General features: G+C 66.0%; 16 protein-coding genes. 13 read left to right on the plus strand and 3 right to left on the minus strand.

Features of this window, described 5'->3' with window-relative positions; genetic code table 11:
- Positions 1–2,150: Ig-like domain-containing protein (locus IB255_RS26345; RefSeq protein ID WP_192211070.1), on the plus strand; the 2,150-nt coding region annotated here is incomplete at its 5' end.
- Positions 2,151–2,248: 98 nt separating this feature from the next.
- On the plus strand, positions 2,249–3,148 hold the full coding sequence (locus IB255_RS26350) for an OmpA family protein (RefSeq protein WP_192211071.1): 900 nt from the start codon (positions 2,249–2,251) through the stop codon (positions 3,146–3,148).
- A 169-nt stretch (positions 3,149–3,317) separates the two neighbouring features.
- Here the strand turns inward: IB255_RS26350 and IB255_RS26355 are convergent, their stop codons facing one another.
- Complete coding sequence (locus IB255_RS26355; RefSeq protein WP_192211127.1) at positions 3,318–4,322, minus strand: AraC family transcriptional regulator; 1,005 nt, start codon at positions 4,320–4,322, stop codon at positions 3,318–3,320.
- Between the two features lie 375 nt (positions 4,323–4,697).
- On the opposite strand from IB255_RS26355, the gene IB255_RS26360 reads away from it, so the two are divergent.
- The 5 genes from IB255_RS26360 (at position 4,698) to IB255_RS26380 (ending at position 12,290) form a co-directional block, all read left to right on the plus strand.
- Entirely contained in the window at positions 4,698–5,231 is a 534-nt protein-coding gene (locus IB255_RS26360; RefSeq protein ID WP_225595056.1) for an alpha/beta hydrolase, read from the plus strand.
- A 147-nt stretch (positions 5,232–5,378) separates the two neighbouring features.
- Complete coding sequence (locus IB255_RS26365; RefSeq protein WP_151186767.1) at positions 5,379–7,217, plus strand: DUF1302 domain-containing protein; 1,839 nt, start codon at positions 5,379–5,381, stop codon at positions 7,215–7,217.
- A 41-nt stretch (positions 7,218–7,258) separates the two neighbouring features.
- Positions 7,259–8,617, plus strand: a complete 1,359-nt coding sequence (locus IB255_RS26370) for a DUF1329 domain-containing protein (protein WP_151186768.1) — start codon at positions 7,259–7,261, stop codon at positions 8,615–8,617.
- 101 nt (positions 8,618–8,718) lie between these two features.
- Positions 8,719–9,795: a WD40/YVTN/BNR-like repeat-containing protein gene (locus IB255_RS26375; protein ID WP_192211073.1), complete on the plus strand. Its 1,077-nt coding sequence runs from the start codon at positions 8,719–8,721 to the stop codon at positions 9,793–9,795.
- A 59-nt stretch (positions 9,796–9,854) separates the two neighbouring features.
- Positions 9,855–12,290 carry an efflux RND transporter permease subunit gene (locus IB255_RS26380; RefSeq protein WP_081516853.1) on the plus strand — a complete coding sequence of 812 codons (2,436 nt, stop codon included), beginning with the start codon at positions 9,855–9,857 and terminating at the stop codon, positions 12,288–12,290.
- 271 nt (positions 12,291–12,561) lie between these two features.
- Here IB255_RS26380 and IB255_RS26385 read toward each other — a convergent pair whose 3' ends face one another.
- Positions 12,562–13,455, minus strand: coding sequence for a LysR substrate-binding domain-containing protein (locus tag IB255_RS26385; RefSeq protein ID WP_081516854.1), 894 nt, complete (start codon positions 13,453–13,455; stop codon positions 12,562–12,564).
- A gap of 131 nt (positions 13,456–13,586) precedes the next feature.
- Between IB255_RS26385 and IB255_RS26390 the strand changes: the two genes are divergently transcribed.
- The 6 genes from IB255_RS26390 to IB255_RS26415 all read left to right on the plus strand — a co-directional run bounded on the left by IB255_RS26390 (position 13,587) and on the right by IB255_RS26415 (position 19,966).
- On the plus strand, positions 13,587–14,666 hold the full coding sequence (locus IB255_RS26390) for an ABC transporter ATP-binding protein (protein WP_151186770.1): 1,080 nt from the start codon (positions 13,587–13,589) through the stop codon (positions 14,664–14,666).
- Positions 14,667–14,705: 39 nt separating this feature from the next.
- Positions 14,706–15,839, plus strand: coding sequence for an ABC transporter substrate-binding protein (locus IB255_RS26395; RefSeq protein WP_167523173.1), 1,134 nt, complete (start codon positions 14,706–14,708; stop codon positions 15,837–15,839).
- A 1-nt stretch (position 15,840) separates the two neighbouring features.
- A complete protein-coding gene (locus tag IB255_RS26400) occupies positions 15,841–16,692 on the plus strand; it encodes an ABC transporter permease (protein WP_151186771.1) in 852 nt (283 codons plus the stop codon).
- Complete coding sequence (locus tag IB255_RS26405; RefSeq protein ID WP_218035510.1) at positions 16,689–17,528, plus strand: ABC transporter permease; 840 nt, start codon at positions 16,689–16,691, stop codon at positions 17,526–17,528. Before IB255_RS26400 ends, IB255_RS26405 begins: the two co-directional genes overlap by 4 nt.
- Before the next feature lie 86 nt (positions 17,529–17,614).
- Positions 17,615–18,766 (plus strand): M24 family metallopeptidase, encoded by a 1,152-nt coding sequence (locus IB255_RS26410; RefSeq protein ID WP_081516858.1) that lies wholly within the window; start codon positions 17,615–17,617, stop codon positions 18,764–18,766.
- Between the two features lie 105 nt (positions 18,767–18,871).
- Complete coding sequence (locus IB255_RS26415; protein WP_192211074.1) at positions 18,872–19,966, plus strand: hypothetical protein; 1,095 nt, start codon at positions 18,872–18,874, stop codon at positions 19,964–19,966.
- Between the two features lie 248 nt (positions 19,967–20,214).
- Here IB255_RS26415 and IB255_RS26420 read toward each other — a convergent pair whose 3' ends face one another.
- Positions 20,215–21,039: a lytic transglycosylase domain-containing protein gene (locus IB255_RS26420; protein ID WP_081516860.1), complete on the minus strand. Its 825-nt coding sequence runs from the start codon at positions 21,037–21,039 to the stop codon at positions 20,215–20,217.
- Between the last annotated feature and the right edge of the window lie 111 nt (positions 21,040–21,150).

Below are 21,150 nucleotides of genomic sequence, written 5' to 3' on the forward strand. Positions count from 1 at the left end.
AGGGCAGCAGCATCGATGCCACCCTGGTGGCTCACGATGCCGCTGGCAACAGTGCCGACGTGAAGGCCAGCCATGCGTACACCGTGGACCTGACCGCACCGGTAGCGACCCTGACCATCGACACCGTGGCCGGCGACGACATCGTCAACCTCGAGGAGTCGAAGGCCCAGCAGACCATCAGCGGCAAGGTTGTCGGCGAGTTCCAGGCCGGTGACGTGGTGAGCTTCAAGCTCAACGGCACCGACTACAGCGCCAAGGTAGCGGCAGACGGCAGCTGGAGCGTGAAGGTAGCCGGTGCGGACCTCGCAGCGGAAACCAACATCCACGCCACCCTGGTGGCTCATGATGTCGCCGGCAACGTCGGCCTCATCGTGGCCGATCATGGATACACAGTGGACATCACGGCGCCATCCAACCCGACCATCGATCAAGTCTACGACGACTATGGCAGTATCCAGGGACCGATACCGCAAGGTGGTGTAACCGACGACAAGACTCCAGCTTTGTCAGGCGGGGCCGACGCCGGTTCCACCGTGGTTATCTATGACAATGGTGTGAAAATCGGTACAGCCACAGCGACTGGTGATGGCAAGTGGACCTTCACTCCAAGTACCGACCTCAGCGAAGGCGAACACAAGTTCACCGTCGATGCGACCGATGCGGCCGGCAACACCAGCGCCAAGTCCGATGTGTTCGATATCATCACCGACTACCACACGGACAAGCCCGTCATTACCTCGGTGTTCGACGACGTCGGCAGCAAGACCGGCAATTTGAGTCCGGGCGATATCACCGACGATACCAAGCCGACTATCAGCGGTACCGCCGAAGCCAACAGCGTAGTCACCATCTATGACAAGGGGCTGGCAATCGGCAGTGCCACGACAGGTCCGGACGGCAAGTGGACCTTCGAGCCAACAACGGAGTTGGCAATCGGTGCGCACAGCCTCACGGTTCAGGCTACTGACCTGGTGGGTAACGTCAGTGTCCCGTCCGATAGCTTCGCCTTCACGGTGCAGTTGGGTTCCATCGGTTTCGAGGACTTCGAGGAGTACTCCACCTACCAGAACGGTGTAACGCTGAAATCTGGTGTAACCGTCAGTTGGACGGGCAACACTTCCGTTGCCGGTGCCGCTGTGGAGTACGGCGGTAGTGTGGCGCAGGGCGTAACAGGTAAGGAGTTTATTCTGTGGCAGGGTACTGTCAGGATGACGCTTCCTGACGGAGGCAGTCCTTTCGTCTCCATCGCCTCCGGAGGAGTGGATGGAGCCGGTACGTCGCATATCAAATACTACGACAGTCAGGGTTCGCTGTTGGGTACTGTTGCTATTGCGGGAGGTCTCGGCTGGAAGACTAACAAGTTCACTGCACCAGATGGCAAGATCGTCGCCTACTTGGAAATCGACACGGTCGACCTTGCTGGTATCGCCCTTGACCACTTGGTCTGGGGCGCGGAAGGTGTCGCCAGCCACGCCATGCTGCTGAGTTCGACGAACCCTGTGAGCAGCGAGGCGCTGGATACCTCGCTGGCGGACCCGGCGGCACAGCAGTCGACCGTCACACCGGAAGGTCAGGATAGCAGCGTCTACACGGCACAAGCGATGCAGGCGCTGGGGCTGAGTATGCCGAATGCTATGCATGTCATTTCTGGTATGACCGACACTTACTACGGCGCTAACGATGGCAGCGTGGTTACCCTGAAGTACGTCGCCGACCAGTACCTGGCCAGTGACGCCAACAAAGGCATCCACGGCGGTGACGGTGTCGACGTGCTGAAACTGACCGGGCACGACCAGGTGCTCGACCTGACGCTGGCCACTTCTCAGGGCAAGCTGACCGGGATGGAGGTCATCGACCTCGGTGGCGCAGGCCACAACACCCTGACGCTGTCGCTCAAGGACGTGCTGGAAAACGGCCAGGCCGACCTGTTCCACAGCACCGACAAGCACAGCGTGCAGATGCTGGTGCAGGGCGACGCCAGCGATACCGTCAACCTGGCTCAACTGCAGGGTAAGGACGGTGCGACGGGTGGCAGCTGGACCGACAAGGGCGCCGTGATGGTTGGTGGCACCTCCTACGAGGTCTACCAGCACTCCAGCCTGGACGCCGAACTTCTGGTCCAGCAGGCGGTGAAGGTCAACCTGGTCTAAGCGCTGGCCGGTGCGCGGCATCCGCCGCGCACCGGCACTCCTCACCCTTTTCTAGAACGTACCCTGCCGCCAGGCGGCGGGGTACTGGAGATACGAACATGGCAATTTCCCTTATCCGCCCGCTGCGTCAGGCCGTCTGCCTGGCCGTGCTGGGCCTGGCTGTGAGCCAGGGCGCCGTTGCGGCGACGAAGTCCATCTATGGCGAAACCTATACCCGCGAGGAACATGTCATCGCGCAACAGGCGCAAATCGTGATGTTCCGTGGCAACGACGGCGGCAAGCAGGCCGCCCACGTCTACATCGACGGCCAACTGCAGAGCGCGCTGATGCCCGGTGGCTACACCGTGTTCTGCACCCCCGCGGGCGAGCACTCGGTGGAGTCGTACATTGGCGATGCGCCGCAGTACACCGGCAAGCGCAACCCGCAGAGCTACGCCAAGCTCGACGGCGGCCAGACCTACGTCCTGGAAGCGCCGGTTGGCGCCAACCAGAGCACGCCGATCGTGCACACCGGCAAGGACGCCGAGCAGAGCCTGCAGGGCATGCGTCGGCAGATCCACGTGATCAGCCGTGCCGCCTCGGTGGTGCCGTGCCAGACGCAGACCAAGACCACTGTGGGCCTGCGCAGCGACGTGCTGTTCAAGTTCGGCAAGAGTGGCTACAACGACCTGACGCCGGAAGGCCACGCCCAGTTGCGTCAGGTTGTGCAGCAGATCCAGGGGCAGGGCGATGCCATTCAGAGCATCGAAGTGGTGGGTCACGCGGACCCGATCGGCAAGGCCCTGGCGAACCAGCGTCTGTCGCTGCAACGTGCCGAGACGGTGCGTCGGGTGCTGCTGGAGCAGGGCATTCGCTCCGAGCTGGTACAGGCCTCCGGTCGTGGCAGCAGCGAGCCGGTGGTGCAGTGCAACAGTGGCTCGCTGAAGTCGCGCATTGCCTGCAACGAACCTAACCGCCGGGTAGAGCTGGTCATCCAGGGGCTGCACACCAGCGAGTAAGCCTGGCCCGGTGAACAGTGCCAGGGAGTGGTCCCTGGTGCTGTGCCGGCAAAGAGCATCCCTTCGAGCCCGACAGCGTTCCACCTACCTCGCGTTGTCAGGCTCGAAGGGGGCACCTCCACACAAGGGCGTGCCGAATGCCCCGCAAACATCCCTCCCGGGGATATCTCTAGTCTCCCTCCCGCCCCAGATGCTCCTTGCGCCACGCCGCCGGCGAGACGCCGAACTGCACCGCGAACCAACGGGTGAAGGAGCTGGGCATCGAATACCCCAGCAGGTCGGCGATGCGCCCCAGTGAATAGCGCGGGTTTTCCATGTAGCGCAGCACCAGCTCGCGCCTGACCTCGTTGATCAGGTCGGAGAAGGTCACGCCGTTGTCTTCCAGCCGGCGTTGCAGCGTGCGCACGTTCAGCCCCAGCGACTGGGCGATCTGTTCGATGGTCGCGCGGCCCATGGGCAGCAGCAGGTAGATGGACTTGCGCACCTCGTTCAGGGTGCTGCCGTCGGTGGCGCCGGGCAGGGAGTCGACGAAGCTGCGTGCATGCCGCGCCATGGCCGGGTCGGCCATGGGGTTGGCGGCGTCCAGGTCGGCGGCGGGGATGACGATGCCGTTGAACTCGCTGCCGAACTCGATCTTGCAGCCGAACACCCGGCGATGCACCTGCATGTCCGCCGGGGCGTCGTGGCTGAAGTTCACGCTGATCGGCCGCCAGTGCGGGCCGAGGAGGGCGGCGCAGAGGCGGTAGAGGGTGCCCAGGGCCAGTTCCAGGCCCTGGCGCATGGGCATCGGCGGCACGGTGAGGAGCTCTTCGCGCAGGATCGCCAGCTTGCCTTCCTGGTCGATGTACAGGGCCAGGGATTCGTTGAGCAGATGGCGGTAGCGAATGATGGTGTCGATGGCCTCGCGCAGCGTCGCCTGGTGCGACAGCAGCAGGCTGATCACGCCGAAGTCGGCGAGCTGCCGCGATTCGGCCATGCGCAGGCCGAAGGTCTCGCAGCCGCTGATGCGCGCCGATTCCTCCAGCAGGGTCACCGCCGTGGCAACGGGGATGCGCTGCTCCGGGTGCTCGAGCATGGACTGGGACAGGCCCACCGCGCTCAGCTGCTGATGCGGGTTGAGGCCCAGGTGGCGGGCCACTTCCAGGTAGTTGGTGAGGGCCGCAATGCGAACCATTGGGGTCATGCCGATCGCCTTCTTGTTCTTGTGGTTGCTCCGTGCCGAAGGGGTCCGTGGACGCCCTGTGGCCAGAGTGCACGCTGGCTGGGTCGATGACGTCAGATTCTAGCGACAGCTGTTACCAATCGTGTACGAAAGTTCTCACTTCGGCCAGTGCCTGCGGCGCTCTGGAATGCACCGTACGTCCCGGTAGGCCCGCCACGCGTGGAGTCGGCGGGACAGCAGGCTGGCCGGGGCCTGTCATCAAATGCGAAGTGCCTGACGCTCAATGCAAAGCACCTTCACCGGTGCACCTCTACTGTCTGTCCAACAAGTTCGAAATCACCCAAAGGTGAACCGGTGAGCAACAACAAGACTTCCACCACCGTCCTCATGGTCCCCGGCTTGCGCGACCACGTCGCCGAGCACTGGCAGACCCTGCTTGAGCAGCGCCTGCCCAATGTGCGCAGCGTACCGCCGCTGACCGAGAACAAGCTGGACCTGAATGCCCGCATCGAAGCCATCCAGCGTGAGCTGGAAAGCATCGACGGCGAGGTGATCCTGGTTGCCCACAGTGCGGGTGTACTGATGGTCGCTCACTGGGCGGCACGCTACAGCCGGCCGATCAAGGGCGCGCTGCTGGCTACTCCGCCGGATCTCGACGGTGACTGGCCGGCGCACTACCCCAAGCCTGCGGTCCTGGCCGAGATGGGCTGGTCGCCGCTACCGCTGGAGCCGCTGCCGTTCCCCACACTGGTGGCCTGCAGCGACAACGACCCGCTGGCGAGCCCCGAGGCAGTCCAGTGCATGGCCCGCCACTGGCGCGCCAGCGTGGTGGAGCTGGGCCGGGTCGGCCACCTCAACCCCGCTTCGGGATTCGGCGACTGGCCAGAGGCCGAGACGCTGATCCAGATGCTGGATAGCTGATTCACCCAGGCCATTCACTGAACCAAGCAACCCCCAGTTCCGGCGCTCGCGCCGGGGCAGGCCCCCGTGCGCCCTGGCGCACGGCCAAAGGGGCTGCGGGACGGGCCCGGAAAGCGTCCCGACCACAACAAGAAACGGAGCACACGAATGCATCATCAGAGCAACCCCCTGCAACGCTGCCTGCTGGCGACCGCAGTCCTCGCTGCCATGGCCGGCCAACCGCTGCTGGCCTTCGAGCTGGACACCGGCAACCCGGACTTTTCGATCCGCTTCGACAACACCGTCAAGCTCAGCTACGGGCAGCGCGTCGAGTCGCCCAACAGCAAGATCGCCGGCACCGCCAACACCAACGACGGCGACCGCAACTTCTCCTCCGGCACCCCGGTGACCCAGCGTTTCGACCTGCTCAGCGAACTGGACTTCGTCTACCGCGACAGCATGGGCTTCCGCCTGTCCGCCGCCGGCTGGTACGACCACGCCTACGATGATGTCGGCTCCGACAACCCGTTCCCCGGTCAGAAGGGCAACGCCGGCCACCTGGTCAGCCGCAACGGCACGGTGATCGCCCCGCGTGGCGCGCAGCCGGCCACCCACGGCCTGAGCAACTTCGCCGACCGCTACTACAACGGCCCGTCCGGTGAACTGCTCGATGCCTTCGTCTTCGCCAGCCACCAGGTCGGCGACGACATGCAGCTCAGCGGCAAGCTCGGTCGCCACACCATCTACTGGGGCGAGACCCTGTTCAGCGCCGCCAACGGCATCAACTACGGCCAGTCGGCCCTGGACCTGGGCAAGCTGTACAACGTGCCCGGCACCGAGGCCAAAGAGCTGTTCATGCCGCGCAACCAGCTGTCCGCCTCGCTGACGGTCAACCCCGAGCTGACCCTGGCCGCGCAGTATTTCCTCGAGTTCGAGAACTCGCGCTTCCCCGAAGGTGGCACCTACATGGGCCCCTACGACATGCTCAACGACGGCGGCAACGTCTTCTGGCTGCCGCTGCCCGCGCTCAACGCCTTCTACGGCGCCCCGCGCGGCCATGACCGCGAGCCGGACAACACCGGCGACTTCGGCCTGATGGCCAAGTGGAGCCCGGAATGGCTCGACGGCACCCTGGGCTTCTACTACCGCAATACCTCCGACACCCTGCCGGCGGTACTGGTGAATGCGCCGAACCTGCACAAGCCCGGCCTGGCCGGCCTGCAGGGGATGAACTACGTCACCGCCTACGCCGACGACATCGACATCTATGGCATCAGCCTGTCCAAGGAAATCGGCGGCGTGAGCGTCGGCATGGACCTGAACTACCGCGAGAACATGCCGCTGGCGAGCAACTTCACCACGGTCAACTCCACGCTCTATGCAGCCTCCAAGCGCGGCGCTGTCAACGGCGCCAACCTGATCGGCGAGATGCCCAGCGATGGCGACACCGGCCTGGCCCGCGGCAAGACCTTCCACGTCGTGCTCAACGGCCTGGTGACCTTCGGCGCCACCCCGCTGTGGGACGCCTCGTCGCTGGCCGTGGAAGGCACCCTGACGCACCTGATCGACGTCACCGAAGGCGAGCAGACCTTCAAGGGCGACTCCAGCTACCGCGGTGTCGACAAGGTCACCACCAACGCCTACGCCATGTCCGCCAACTTCACCCCGACCTGGTACCAGGCCTTCCCGGGCGTCGATCTGTCCATGCCCATGGCCTACAACGTCGGCCTGCACGGCAACTCGGCGGTGCAGCTGGGCGGCAACGAAGACGCTGGCAGCTACTCGGTCGGCGTGGCCGCGGACTTCCACCAGAAATACCGTCTGGACCTGAAATACGTCGACGCCTTCGGCCCCTTCGATACCTGCGAGAGCGGCCGCGACAACAACACCCCCGGCGCCAACGGCCAGTACCAGTGCATCCCCGGCCAGATCACCTCGCAAGGCGGCCTCGCGCCCCTGCTGAAGGACCGCGGCATGGTTACCGCTTCCCTGAAGGCCACCTTCTGATTTCACGTAAGGCCTCGACTTCGAGGCAGGAGAAAAACAGCATGAACTTCAAGCCCACCCTGATCGCCACCGCCCTCGGCCTGACCCTCTGCGGTCTGGCCCAGGCCGCCGTTTCCCCGCAGGACGCCGCCCAGCTGGGCAGCACCCTGACCCTGGTCGGCGCCGAGAAAGCCGCCAGCAGCGATGGCGCGATTCCCGCCTATGCCGGCGGCCTGACCACCGCCCCGGCCAGCTTCAAGGCCGGCGACAGCATGCGTCCGGACCCGTTCGCCAGCGACAAGCCGGTGCTGGTGATCGACGGCAAGAACGTCGACCAGTACAAGAACCAGCTGTCGGCCACCACCGTCGAGCTGGCCAAGCGTTATCCGACCTTCCGCGTCGACGTCTACCCGACCCACCGCAGCGCCGCGCTGCCGGACACCGTGCTGGAGAACAGCAAGAAGAACGCCGTCACCGCGCAGTCCCTGGAAGGCGGCACCGCCATCGACAACGCCCTGCCGGGCGTGCCGTTCCCGATTCCGAAGACCGGCGCCGAGGCGATGTGGAACTTCCTGCTGCGCTACCAGGGCGTGAACATCAAGGCCAAGTACGACTCCTGGAACGTCGATGCCTCGGGCAGCGCCAACCTCGCCACCACCGGCCAGGCCTTCATCAACTACCCGGTGTACGAAGACCTCACCCAGCCGGTGAAGGGCTCCGAGGTCTACTACCAGATGAAGCTGTACTACAGCGGCCCGGCCCGCCGCGCCGGTGAGGCGATGATGCTCAAGGACGCCGCCAACCCGCTGCAGCAGCCGCGTCGCGCCTGGCAGTACCTGCCCGGCCAGCGCCGCGTGAAGCTGGCACCGAACCTGGCCTACGACACCCCGAACCCCGGCATGGCCGGCGCCGGCACCTACGACGACGTGTTCGTCTTCAACGGTGCGCTGGACCGCTATGACTGGAAGCTGGTGGGCAAGCAGGAAATGATCGTGCCCTACAACACCTACCGCCTGACCTACGCCAGCGACATCAAGCCGGTGGTCACGCCCAACCACCTGTCGCCGGACTATGTGCGCTGGGAGAAGCACCGCGTGTGGGTCGTCGAAGGCACCCTGAAGTCCGGCGCGCGGCACATCTACGCCAAGCGTCGCTTCTACCTCGATGAAGACAGCTGGGTGGCCGTGGCCTCTGACCAGTACGACGCCCGTGGCCAACTCTATCGCGGCTCCTTCGCCTTCCTCAGCCAGAGCTACGACAAGCGCATCCCGGACGCCACGCCGTTCATGATCTACGACCTGACTGCCGGCTCCTACAACATCAACGGCGTCGTCGGCCCGTACGGCGGCATCAGCTACATCGACCCGCTGGCCAAGACCCAGTGGTCCCCCGAGGCGCTGGCCGGTAGCGGCATTCGCTGATGAAGGGCGCGGCGGCCCGGCTTGATGCCAAGCGGGGTCGCCGCGGCTCCTGCAGCGAAAGCTGCCGGAAAAGATGCGAAGAGAGTTGTGAGGAAAGCACCATGCAGATCCCCTTCAAGCGCCTGATGCTCCTGGGCGCCTTGCTTCTGGCGGGCGGCGCTCAAGCCGGCGCAACGGTCGCAGAGTTCGTCGATGTACTCGACCAGCCGGCGCCCCACAGCGCCGTTCCCTGCCATGTGCCGCTGCTGGCCGTCACCCGCGTCGACAAGCGCCTGGTGAGCGTCGGCCAGCGCGGCCACATTCTCTATTCCGATGACGGCGGCACCAGCTGGCTGCAGGCCGAGGTGCCGGTCAGCTCCGACCTCACCGCCGTGCGCTTCCCCACGCCGCAGGACGGTTGGGCGGTGGGCCACGACGGCGTGGTGCTGCACAGCGCCGACGGCGGCAAGCACTGGGAGCGCCAGCTCGACGGCCGGCAGATCGGCCAGCTGATGCTCGACTACTACGCCGCCCACCCGCAGCCGGACAACGCCACCTGGCTGGACCAGGCGCGCCGGTACCAGGAGGAGGGCGCCGACAAGCCGTTCCTCGACCTGTGGTTCCGCGACGCGAAGGAAGGCTTCGTGGTCGGCGCCTTCAACCTGATCCTGCACACCAGTGACGGCGGGCGCACCTGGGAGCCCTGGAACCACCGCATCGACAACCCGCAGGCACTGCACCTGACCGCCATGGCGGCCAGCGGCGATGACCTGTTCGTCGTCGGCGAGCAGGGCCTGCTGTTGCGCCTTTCCCCGCAACAGGAGGGCCAACAGCAGCGCTTCGTCGCCCTGCAGTCGCCCTACGCCGGCAGCTTCTTCGGTGTGGTCGCGCGGCCGGGCCTGGTGTTCGCCTACGGCCTGCGCGGCCACGCGATCCGCAGCCTCGACGGCGGCGAAAGCTGGAACACCGTGGACACGGGCCTGCCGGTCAGCCTGACCGCCGCCAGCTTCGACGCCAACGGCCGGCTGTACCTGTTCAGCCAGGCCGGCCAGGGCCTGGTCAGCGATGACAGCGGCGCCAGCTTCAAAGCCCTGGACCTGGCCGAGCGCCTGCCTGTCAGCGGCGCAGTGGCCGGTCCCGGACGCCTGCTGCTGGTCGGCGCTCGTGGCGTACGCGAGAACGCGATGCCGGTGCGCTGAGCGCACCGGTGTTTCACCCGTTCAAGAACCATAAGAACAAGAGATAGAGAGACAGCCTCATGGTCGACCTGAAGCAAGGCGAGATGCCTGTAGTCCGCGAACTGCGGGACTTTGACACCCACAGCGGCAACCTGCTGGAGCGCCTGGTGTTCAACCACCGCGCGCTGTTCATCGCCCTGATCGCGCTGGTCACCCTGGTGCTGGGCTACATGGCCGTGACCCGCCTGGAGATGCGTCCGGCCTTCGAGAAGATGATCCCGCACAGCGATCCCTATATCCGCAATTACCTGGACAACCGCGCCGCATTGCGCGGCCTGGGCAACTCCGTGCGGGTGGTGGTGGAGAACCCCAACGGCGACATCTTCGACCCGGCCTACATCGACAGCCTGCGGCAGATCAGCGACCAGCTGTTCCTCAGCCACGGCGTCGACCGCGCCTGGATGAAGTCGCTGTGGTCCCCGGCGGTGCGCTGGACCGAGGTCACCGAGGAAGGCTTCCAGGGCGGCCCGGTGATGCCCGACGGCTACGACGGCAAGCCCGAGTCCATCGGCCAGCTGCGCCAGAACATCGCCCGCGCCGGCATCGTCGGCAGCCTGGTGGGCAACGACTTCCGCTCGAGCATGCTGGTGGTGCCGCTGCTGGACCGCGACTCGGCCACCGGCAAGGGCATCGACTACCGCGAGTTCTCCCGCGCCCTCGACGACCTGCGGCTGAAGTACGAATACCTGGGCGACGCCCGCGCCTTCGCTGCTGGAGAGGAGGGTAAAGGTCCGGTGCGCCTGCACGTGATCGGCTTCGCCAAGCTGGTGGGTGACCTGATCGACGGCCTGGTGCGGGTGATGTTGTTCTTCGGCCTGGCGGTGGTCACCGCCTTCGTCATCATCTTCTTCTACACCCGCTGCCTGCGCAGCAGTCTGCTGGTGATCGGCTGCTCGCTGCTGGCGGTGGTCTGGCAGCTCGGGCTGGTGGCCTGGCTGGGCTACGCGCTGGACCCGTATTCGATCCTCGTGCCGTTCCTGATCTTCGCCATCGGCGTGTCCCACGCCACCCAGAAGATGAACGGCATCATGCAGGACATCGGCCGTGGCACCCACAAGCAGGTGGCCGCGCGCAACACCTTCCGCCGCCTGTTCCTGGCCGGCGTCACCGCGCTGCTGTCGGACGCCGTGGGTTTCGCCGTGCTGATGCTGATCGACATCCCGGTGATCCAGGACCTGGCCATCGCCGCCAGCATCGGCGTGGCGGTGCTGATCTTCACCTCGCTGCTGATGATGCCGGTGGCGCTGTCCTACGTCGGCGTCAGCCCGAAGGCCGCCGCGCGTGCCCTGCGCGAGGATCGCCAGGTGGACCAGCATGCTGGCCTGGGCAAGCTGTGGGACCTGCTGGACCGCTTCACCGAGCGCCGCTGGGCCAGTGTCACCCTGATCATCGCCGCGCTGCTGGGTGCCGGCGGTCTGCTGGTCAGCCAGCACCTGCAGATCGGCGACCTCGACGCCGGTGCTCCGGAGCTGCGCGCCGACTCGCGCTACAACCGTGACAACGCCTACATCACCAGCCACTACGCACTCTCCAGCGACCTCTTCGCGGTGATGGTGAAGACCGCGCCGGAAGGCTGCCTGAACTACCGCACGCTGATCCTCGCCGATCGCCTGGGCTGGGCGCTGCAACAGCATGAAGGCGTGCAGGCGACCACTTCGCTGGTCACCGCGGTACGGCAGATCACCGCCGGCACCTACGAGGGCAACCCCAAGTTCGCCAGCCTGCAGCGCAACCAGGACGTGCTCAACTACGCCGCCCAGCAGGCTTCGGTGAACACGCCGGAGCTGTTCAACACCGAATGCTCGCTGATGCCGGTGATCGCCTTCCTCAAGGACCACAAGGCGCAGACCCTCGACGAAGTGGCCGGCATCGCCGAGAACTTCGCCCGCGCCAACAGCACGCCGGACCGCCAGTTCCTGCTGGCCGCCGGCAGCGCCGGGATCGAAGCGGCGACCAACCGCGTGGTGCGCGAGGCCAACCACCGCATGCTGTTCTACGTCTACGCGGCGGTGGGCATATTCTGCCTGATCACCTTCCGCAGCTGGCGCGCAACCCTGGTGGCGCTGCTGCCGCTGGTGCTCACCTCGATCCTCTGCGAGGCGCTGATGGTGATGATGGGCATTGGCGTGAAGGTCGCCACGCTGCCGGTGATCGCGCTGGGCGTGGGGATCGGGGTGGACTACGCGTTGTACCTGCTCAGTGTGCAGCTACAGATGCAGCGCGCCGGGTTGCCGCTGTCGGTGGCTTACAAACAGGCCGTGGCTTTCACCGGCAAGGTCGTCGCGCTGGTCGGCGTGACCCTGGCGGCGGGCGTCATCACCTGGGCCTGGTCGCCGATCAAGTTCCAGGCCGACATGGGGATTCTGCTGACCTTCATGTTCCTGTGGAACATGCTCGGGGCGCTGATCCTGATTCCGGCGTTGTCGCATTTCCTGCTGGGTGGGAAGAAGCTCTGAGCCAGCCTTGGGCGCGCTCACCGTCGCGCTCAGGTTCCCCCGTAGGGCGCATAACCCGGAACGGGTTATCCGCCGCTCCCACGACGGCGGATAACGCTGGCGCGTTATCCGCCCTACGGTCCTAAAGAGGCAACAGGCAAACCTCGAACGTAGGATGGGTGGAGCGCAGCGATACCCATGCTGTCGCCGTACGGAATCGATGGGTATCGCTGCGCTCCACGCCATCCTACGAGGTGTTCCTCCTGTCGCTTCTGTGAAAGGCAACACCCCATCAATCAAACGCCGGAATCGCCTCCAGCTCATGCAGCAGCCAGTCGGCGAACTCCCGCGCCAGGGCCTGGTTGCCGTGGGGCGGGATGATCAGGAAGTAGGGGTGGGGCGCCGGGAAGTCGATGTCGAACAGGCGCACCAACCGTCCCTGATGCAGCTCCTCGCCGGCGAGGATGTGGTCGCTGATGGTCACGCCGCCGCCGGCCAGGGCGGCGCGGATGGTCAGGTAGGCGTCGGGCAGGAAGACGTTCTGCCGTGCCTGCAGGCCGGGCACGCCGGCGGCAAGAAAGTAGCGGCTCCAGTCGAAGCCGTCGTCCTCGTGCAGCAGCACCTGGCGCGCCAGGTCGCGGGGTTTGCGCAGGTGTTCCTGGGTGTTGAGCAGGCGCGGGCTGCACACCGGAAAGTAGCGGATATCGCCCAGCGCGGCGAAGCGCTGGCCTTCGATGTGCGTCTCGCCGAAGGAAATCACCATGTCTACCTGGCCCAGGTCGCTGCTCATTGGCAGCAGGTGCAGGGCGACTTCCTGGTAGTTGCGCAGGAATTTCTCCAGCAGCGATGACACCCGTGCCAATAGCGCCGGGGCGCAGGCGATGCGCAGTTCGCCGGCGGGCTCCTCGGTGGGCAGCGCGCGGCGGATGTCGCGCAGCTGGTCGAAGGCACTGCTGATCTGCTGGCTCAGCTGGCGCCCGGCCGGGGTCAGCTTGACGCCCTTGCCCTGGCGCTCCACCAGCGCCATGCCCAGTTCTTCCTCGAGCTTCTTCACCTGGTGGCTGACCGCTCCGTGGGTGACGTGCAGCTCCAGCGCCGCGCGGCTGATGCTGCCCTGGCGAACCAGCGCCTCGAAAGCGCGCAGGGCGATGAGCGAGGGCATGCGAAACGCACTGTTCTGACGCATGAAGGACCTTCTTTCGTGAATTTGACTAACGATTCAGGTGGAAATCTATTGAATTGTCGTTAGTTAAATTTGCACAGAAGATGAGCCCAAGCCAACACCGATCAACAAGAAAAAACGGCTGGAGATCCGCCATGCAGCATTTCGTCGACTTGCTCGGCCTGGGCAAGCGCTACGGCAACCTGCAGGTCCTGAGCGACCTCAGCCTGAGCATCCGCCAGGGCGAATTCCTCACGCTTCTGGGCCCATCCGGCTCCGGTAAAAGCACCACGCTGATGATGCTCGCCGGCTTCGTCGAGCCCAGCGAAGGGCGCATCGAGCAGGACGGCCGCGACATCACCCATCTGTCCCCCGACCAGCGCGAGTTCGGCGTGGTGTTCCAGGGCTACGCGCTGTTCCCGCACATGAGCGTTGCGCAGAACGTCGCTTACCCGCTGCGCATCCGCAAGGTGCCGGGCGCGGAGATCGAGCGCCGGGTCGCCGAGGTGCTGGAACGCGTCGGCCTGGCCGGCATGGGCGAGCGCGGCATCAGCCAACTGTCCGGCGGCCAGCAACAGCGCGTGGCGCTGGCCCGCGCGCTGGTGTTCAAGCCGAAATTGCTGCTGCTCGACGAGCCGCTGTCTGCCCTCGACCGCCGCCTGCGCCAGGAGATGCAAGGCGAGCTGGCGCGCATGCACAAGGACTTCGGCACCACCTTCGTCTTCGTCACCCACGACCAGGAAGAAGCCCTGGCGCTTTCCGACCGTATCGCCGTGTTCAACAAGGGCCGCCTGGAACAGATCGGCACCCCGCGCGAGGTCTACGAACGCCCGGCCAGCCGCTTCGTCGCCAACTTCCTCGGCGACACCAACCTGCTGGAGGTCGGCGTGGTGCGGCGCGAGGCCGAAGCCACGCTCTGCGATTTCCGTGGCCAGCACCTGCGCGTGGCCAATACGCCCAATGCCGGCCAGGGCGGCAAGAGCTGGCTGGCGGTGCGCCCGGAACACATCGACCTGCGCCCGCTGCAGGACGCCGGCCGCGACAACGGCCTCTGCGCCACCGCAGGCCCCGCGACCTACCAGGGTGCCCACGTCAATCTCGAACTGACCCTGGAGCAGGGCGATCGCCTCGACCTGCGCCTGCCGGTGTCGCACCCGCTGCTGGGCAGCCTGCGCAGCGGCCAGCGCTACTGGTGCAGCTGGTCGCCGCAGCACTGCCACCTGTTGTCCGCCTGACTAACCCATAACGAAAACAAATGATCGGGGAGCAATCACATGAGCGACTCTATAAAAGCAGGCCGAGGCTTCATCGAAGACGCCATCGAGATCGCCGCCCAGAAGGGCGAGCGCGCCGGCATCAGCCGCCGCGATTTCAACCGCAGCCTGCTGCTGCTCGCCGCCGCCAGTGCGCTGCCGTTCGGCGCCGGCGGCCGGGCCTTCGCAGCCGGCGGCAACCTGGTGCTGGCCAACTGGGGCGGCGATGCGGTGCCGGCCTTCGAGAAGAGCTTCGGCGGCTTCGACCAGGCTTCCGGGCTGACCCTGAAAGTCGACGGCAGTGGCCCCACCGAGGGCGCGCTGAAGACCCAGGTAAGCAGCGGCGCGGTGCGCTGGGACGTGTGCGACGGCGAGATGTATTCGTCCTACCGGCTGGGCAAGGACAAGTTCCTCACCCCCATCGACTTCGGCATCGTCGACAAATCGCTGATCGGCTACGGCGACGTACATGACTTCGGCCTCGCCAACTACACCTACAGCTACGTGATCGGCTACGACCACGAGCAGTTCGGCAAGAACCCGCCCAAGTCCTGGGCCGACTTCTGGGACGTGAAGAAGTACCCGGGCAAGCGCACCCTCTACAAGTGGATGAGCGCCAACCTCGAGTGCGCGCTGCTGGCCGACGGCGTTCCGCCGGAACAGCTCTACCCGCTGGACGTGGACCGCGCGCTGCGCAAGATCGAGGAGCTGCTGCCGCACATCGCCACCCACTGGTCCACCGGCGCCGAGTCGCAGCAGCTGATCCGCGATGGCGAGGTGAGCATGGCGCAGATGTGGCACACCCGCGCCGAACTGGTGAAGAACGACACCGCCGGCAAGATCGACTGGAGCTTCGACGGCGGCATCGTCTCGCCTTCGGTGTGGATGGTGCCCAAGGGTAACCCGGCCGGCGCCAAGGCGGCCATGGACTTCATCGCCTATGCCCTTCGTCCTGAAGTCCAGGCCAAGCTCATGGAGGTCTACAACATGGGCCCGGTGAACCTTGCGGCCAACGACCTGCTCAGCGCCCAGCTGCAGGCGATCAACCCCACCGCACCGGACAACCTGAAGAAGCAGGTGTCGCTGAACAACAAGTGGCACGCCGAACACTACGGCGAAACCCTGGAGCGCTACCTCGCGCTGATCGGTGGCTGAGATGCGACGTTTCGCACCGGGCGTGCTGCCGGTCTACGGCCTGCTGATCCTGCCCCTGCCTGTGCTCGTCGTGGTCGGCTACCTGTTGCCGACCCTCGGCGTGCTCGGCTGGAGCTTCAGCCTGCCGGAGTGGGGCACGCAGAACTACGCGGCCATCGCCGACAACGCCAACCTGCAGGCGGTGATCTGGCGCACCCTGCGCATCTGCCTGCTGACCACCGCGATCAGCGTCGCCATCGCCTACCTGATCGCCTACCGCTGGCGTTTCGCGACGCCGCGCGGCCGGCAGCTGATCGAGCTGTTCGTGCTGCTGCCGTTCTGGCTGTCGATGCTGATCCGCGCCTTCGCCTGGCTGGTGCTGCTGCGCAACGGTGGGCTGGTCAGCCAGGGCCTGATGGCCACCGGCTGGTTCGACGCGCCGCCGCCGCTGGTGCGCAACGAACTGGGCGCGCTGATCGGCATGGTGCACTTCATGGTGCCTTACGCGGTGCTGCCGCTGCTGTCTTCGCTGAAGCAGGTGGACGACAGCCTGCTGCGCGCTTCCAGCAGCCTGGGTGCGAGCCACTGGCAGACGCTCAAGGACATCTTCATCCCGCTGACCTTGCCGGGCGTGGTCGCCGCGTCCGCCATCGTCTTCGTGTTCAGCCTCGGCTGCTTCGTCACCCCGGCGCTGCTGGGCGGCGGCAAGGCCGCGATGCTCGCCGAGTACATCTACGTGCAGATGTTCCAGCTCTCCAACTGGGGCCTGGGCGCAGCGCTGAGCATCGTGCTGATGCTGCTGGTGGTGGGTTGCGCGCTGCTGTTCGGACAACTCATCGGCTTCCGCCGCCTGCTCGGGAGGAATGAGCTGTGACCCCGCAGGGAACCTTCGTCTCCGCCATGCCCAAGCCGGGCAAGCCGCAACTGCCGCGCCCGCCGCTGGGGCGCTGGCTGTCCTGGACCGCGCTGGTGCTGTCCGCGCTATTCCTGCTGCTGCCGATCCTGGTGATCGTGCCGCTGTCGTTCGGCAACCAGCGCTACCTGGCCTTCCCGGACGGCGGCTGGTCGCTGCGCCACTACGCGACGCTGTTCGATGGTGCCTGGCTGGTGTCGATCCTGCAGAGCCTCGGTCTGGCGCTGGTAGTCGGCGCGCTGTCCACGGCGCTGGCCTTCCTGTTCGCCACCGGCATCTGGCTGCAGCGGCGCTTTCGCACCGTGCTGACGCTGATCGTGTTGCTGCCGATGATCGTCCCGCAGGTGGTCTCGGCCATGTCGATCTACTACCTCGACGCGCGCCTGGGCATTCTCGACAACCTGCTGGGCGTCGGCTTCGGCCACCTGCTGATGGCGCTGCCGTATTCGGTGATCGCCATGCTGGTGGCCTACGCGCGGCTCGACCAGAGCCTGTACAAGGCCTCGCGCTCGCTGGGCGCCGGGCTCTGGCCAACGCTCTGGCACGTGCTGCTGCCCAACGTCCGTGGCGGCATCCTCGGCGGCTTCTTCATGGGCTTCGTGATGAGCTGGGAAGAAGTGGTGGTGACCCTGTTCACCAGCGGCCTGAACGTGGTGACGCTGCCCAAGCGCATCTGGGACGGCCTGCGCTACAACCTCGACCCGGCGATTGCCGCCGTGTCCACCCTGATGATCGTCCTGACCCTGGCGGTGATGCTGCTGCGCATGTACCTCGAACGGCATCGACCGCCTTCCTGATCCACCCTGATTTACATCCGGTCGCCACGCTGGCGACCAGCCAATCTGCCTGTCGCTTGCACCTTGTCCCTGAGGAGGGAATCCCCATGCTTACCGCTTTCCCCGCGCGCACCTACCGTCAACGCGTCGAAGCCGTCAAACGCCGCATGGCCGATCGTGGCCTGGATGCCCTGGTGGTCAACTACCCGGACAACATCAACTACCTGACCGGCTTCGACAGCCTGGGCTTCCTCTGGTACCAGGCGCTGATCATCTCGCCGAAGCTGGCGGAGCCGGTGTTCCTCACCCGTACCAGCGAGGAGCCCTGCACCTGGGAACTGTCGTGCATCAACGAGGCGATCTTCTATGACATCGCCAAGCAGGACCCGCTGAAGATCGTCGCCGACGTGCTCGCCCAGGCCGGCCTGTCCCAGGCGCGCATCGGCCTGGAAATGACCGCCTCGACCTTCTCCCCGGCGCAGTACAACGCGCTGCTGGGCTACATGCCCGAAGCGCGCTTCGAGGACGCCGGCCCCCTGGTCGCCGAGAACCGCCTGATCAAGACCGCCGAGGAAATCGAATACCAGCGCAGCGCCGCACGCATGGCCGACCAGGGCATGCTGGCCGCCTTCGAGGCACTGCGTCCGGGTATCTCCGAAGTGGAAGTGGCCGGCATCGTCGCCAACGCCCTGGGCCGCGCCGGCAGCGAGTACTCGGCGATCAGCCCGATGTGCGCCACCGGCCGCCGCAGCACCATGACCCACGCCATGCCACACCGCCAGACCATCAGCCATGGCGACGTGGTGATCCTCGAACACGCCGGCGTGTGCAACCGCTACCATGCCATCCTCATGCGCACCGCGGTGATCGGCAAACCCAGCCCGCGGGTGAAGGAAGTGGCGACCCTGCTCACCGAGGCCTTCAACGCCGCCATCGACATCGCCAAGCCGGGCACTCCGGTGGGCGAAGCCAACCGCGTGTGCAACCAGATTCTCGACCGCATCGACCTGTCGCGCACCCGCGTGCACCGCATTGGCTACAGCCTCGGCCTGGCCTACCCGCCGACCTGGCTGGAAGCGATGATGGTCGACGAGGCGGACGACCATGTGTTCCAGCCGAACATGTCGTTCTCCATCGAGCCCAACCTGTCCTTGTACAACGAAGGCTTCGGGATCAAGCTCGGCGACACCGTGCTGTGTGGCGAGAAGGGCTCGGCGAGCCTGTCGGAACTGCCGCCTGAGCTGACCATTATCGACTGATGGAGGTTCGCCCCCGGTCCGCGTAATGCCGGGGGCGAATCCGTGTTGCGTGTCTGCGCCTGCGCGCGCAGTGATGGAATCCGAGGGTTTCTGATGAGTCACACGATGGATATTTTCTGGCACGACGACGTGCTGCGCCACGACACCGCCGCCGGCGTATTCGAGGCGCCGCCCAGCGACCTGCTGGCCGAGCAGCTGCTGCACCCGGAGAGCAATCCCCGGCTGCTCAACATGCGCGCCATCCTCCAGCGCGGCCCGGTCGCCGACTCGCTGCGCTGGCACGCAGGTCGCCATGCCAGTGAAGAAGAACTGCTGCGCTTCCACGATGCCGATTACCTGCGCGGTATCTTCGAGGCGGACGCCCAGGGCAAGCGCTTCAGCAGCACCACGCTGATGTCCGCCGGCAGCCTCGCCGGCCTGCTGGCCGCCGCCGGCACCAGCCTGCTGGCGCTGGAAAGCGTGCTGGCCACCGGCAACCCGGCCATGGCGCTGGTGCGCCCGCCGGGTCACCACGCCGCGCCGGCCATGGCCGACGGCTACTGCTTCTTCAACAACGTCGGGGTTGCCGCGCGTGCCGCCCAGGCGGCGGGGCTTGAACGGGTCGCCATCGTCGACTGGGACGTGCACCACGGCAACGGCACCCAGGAAGGCTTCTACGACGATCCGTCGGTATTTACCGTGTCGCTGCACATGGACCACGGCGCCTGGGGCCCGAGCCACCCGCAGTCGGGAGCGGCGGATGAGCGCGGCTACGGCGCTGGGCTGGGCAGCAACCTCAACCTGCCGCTGCCCATGGGCTCGGGCGACCAGCTCTACGAGATGGTCTTCAGCCGCTTCGTCGAGCCAGCGCTGCGCGCGTTCAAGCCAGACCTGCTGATCATCGCCAATGGCCTGGATGCCTCGCAGTTCGACCCCAACGGCCGCCAACTGGTGACCATGCAGGGCTTCAACCGCCTGGCTCGCCGCGCCCGCGCGCTGGCCGACGAACTCTGCCAGGGACGCCTGCTGGTGGTGCAGGAGGGCGGCTACAACCCGGCCTACAGCGCCTACTGCCTGCATGCCGCGACCGAAGGCTTCCTCGGCCAGCCGTCCACGCTGCCCGACCCACTGGCCTACATGCCGGAACCGGCCGCGCGGGTGGAAGCCGACCTCGCCGCGCTGGACACCCGGCTGGCGACGGCGGGGTGGAAGTTCGCTTGAGCCATCAGCTCTGGCAGGGTCGGGCTGACCGGTAGGGCGGATAACGCGCCAGCGTTATCCGCCGCGGATGCCCCGGCGGATAACCTGTTCCAGGTTATGCGCCCTACGAGTCGGGCCGGCATGCCGCTGCGCTCTTTGTAGGATGGGTGGAGCGCAGCGATACCCATGCGGATGGCGCAGGAAACTGATGGGTATCGCTGCGCTCCACGCCATCCTACGAACTCTCTCTGACCTCGACATTCAACCGGCTAGCGATGATTGCGATAGCGCTCGGTCAGGGACTGCACGCGGGCGACGTAGGTTTGCGTCTCGGCGTAGGGCGGTATTCCGTTGTACTTGTCGACGGTCATCTCACCGGCGTTGTAGCTCGCCAGCGCCAGCCGCTGATTGCCGTTGAAGCGCTTGAGCAGCCAGGCCAGGTAGCGCACTCCGCCACGGATGTTCTGCCGCGCATCGAAGGGGTTGCTGACATTGAAACGCTCAGCGGTGTCGGGCATCAACTGCATCAGCCCCTGCGCGCCGGCGACGGAAATGGCGTTGGGCTGGAACGCCGATTCGGCATGGATCACCGCGCGCACCAGCGCTCGGTCGACACCGTAGCGCAGCGACGCGGCCTCGATCTCGCGGCGATAGGAACGGGTGTCCAGGCGCAGCGTGGCGACGTTGAAATCCTTCGGCGCCATGCACAGGTAGCAGCCCTTGATGTAATACACATCGATCACATCGACCCGCGCGGAGATCCCGACCGGGCGACGGCTCACGTACTGGCGAACGCCCTTGTGGACGAAGGTGTAAACCCGAACCCGCCCTGCGCCAGGCTCGTCCCCGCGCTCGCTCGCTGGCGCGGCCTTCGACCTGGCGCTGGCAGTCGCGCCCGACTTGCTGGTCTGGCTTGTCTTGCTGTTCTGAAGCGTGCAGCGCGCCCCGGCAACGGCGTGACTGGTGTGGCTGACGGTCCCGTCGCGGGCCTGGCATTTGAACAGGGCGTTGGCGTAGAGCGGAGCGACCAGCAGTGCCAGTCCGATGCAGCCAGGGAGGCTCCTGCGAGCCCATCGCCAGGTTCTGGAACTCATCAAACCGCTCCGCGCCGCGGGCGCCGATCAGGCTGGGGAAGCCTGATCCGGGTAAAGGAAAAGGGCCATCAGGGGCGGTCGTAGCCGGTTGATCCCGGGTGACCTGCCGTT

Origin of the sequence: Pseudomonas sp. PDM22 (assembly GCF_014851965.1) — a bacterium.
In the GTDB taxonomy this organism is placed as follows: domain Bacteria; phylum Pseudomonadota; class Gammaproteobacteria; order Pseudomonadales; family Pseudomonadaceae; genus Pseudomonas.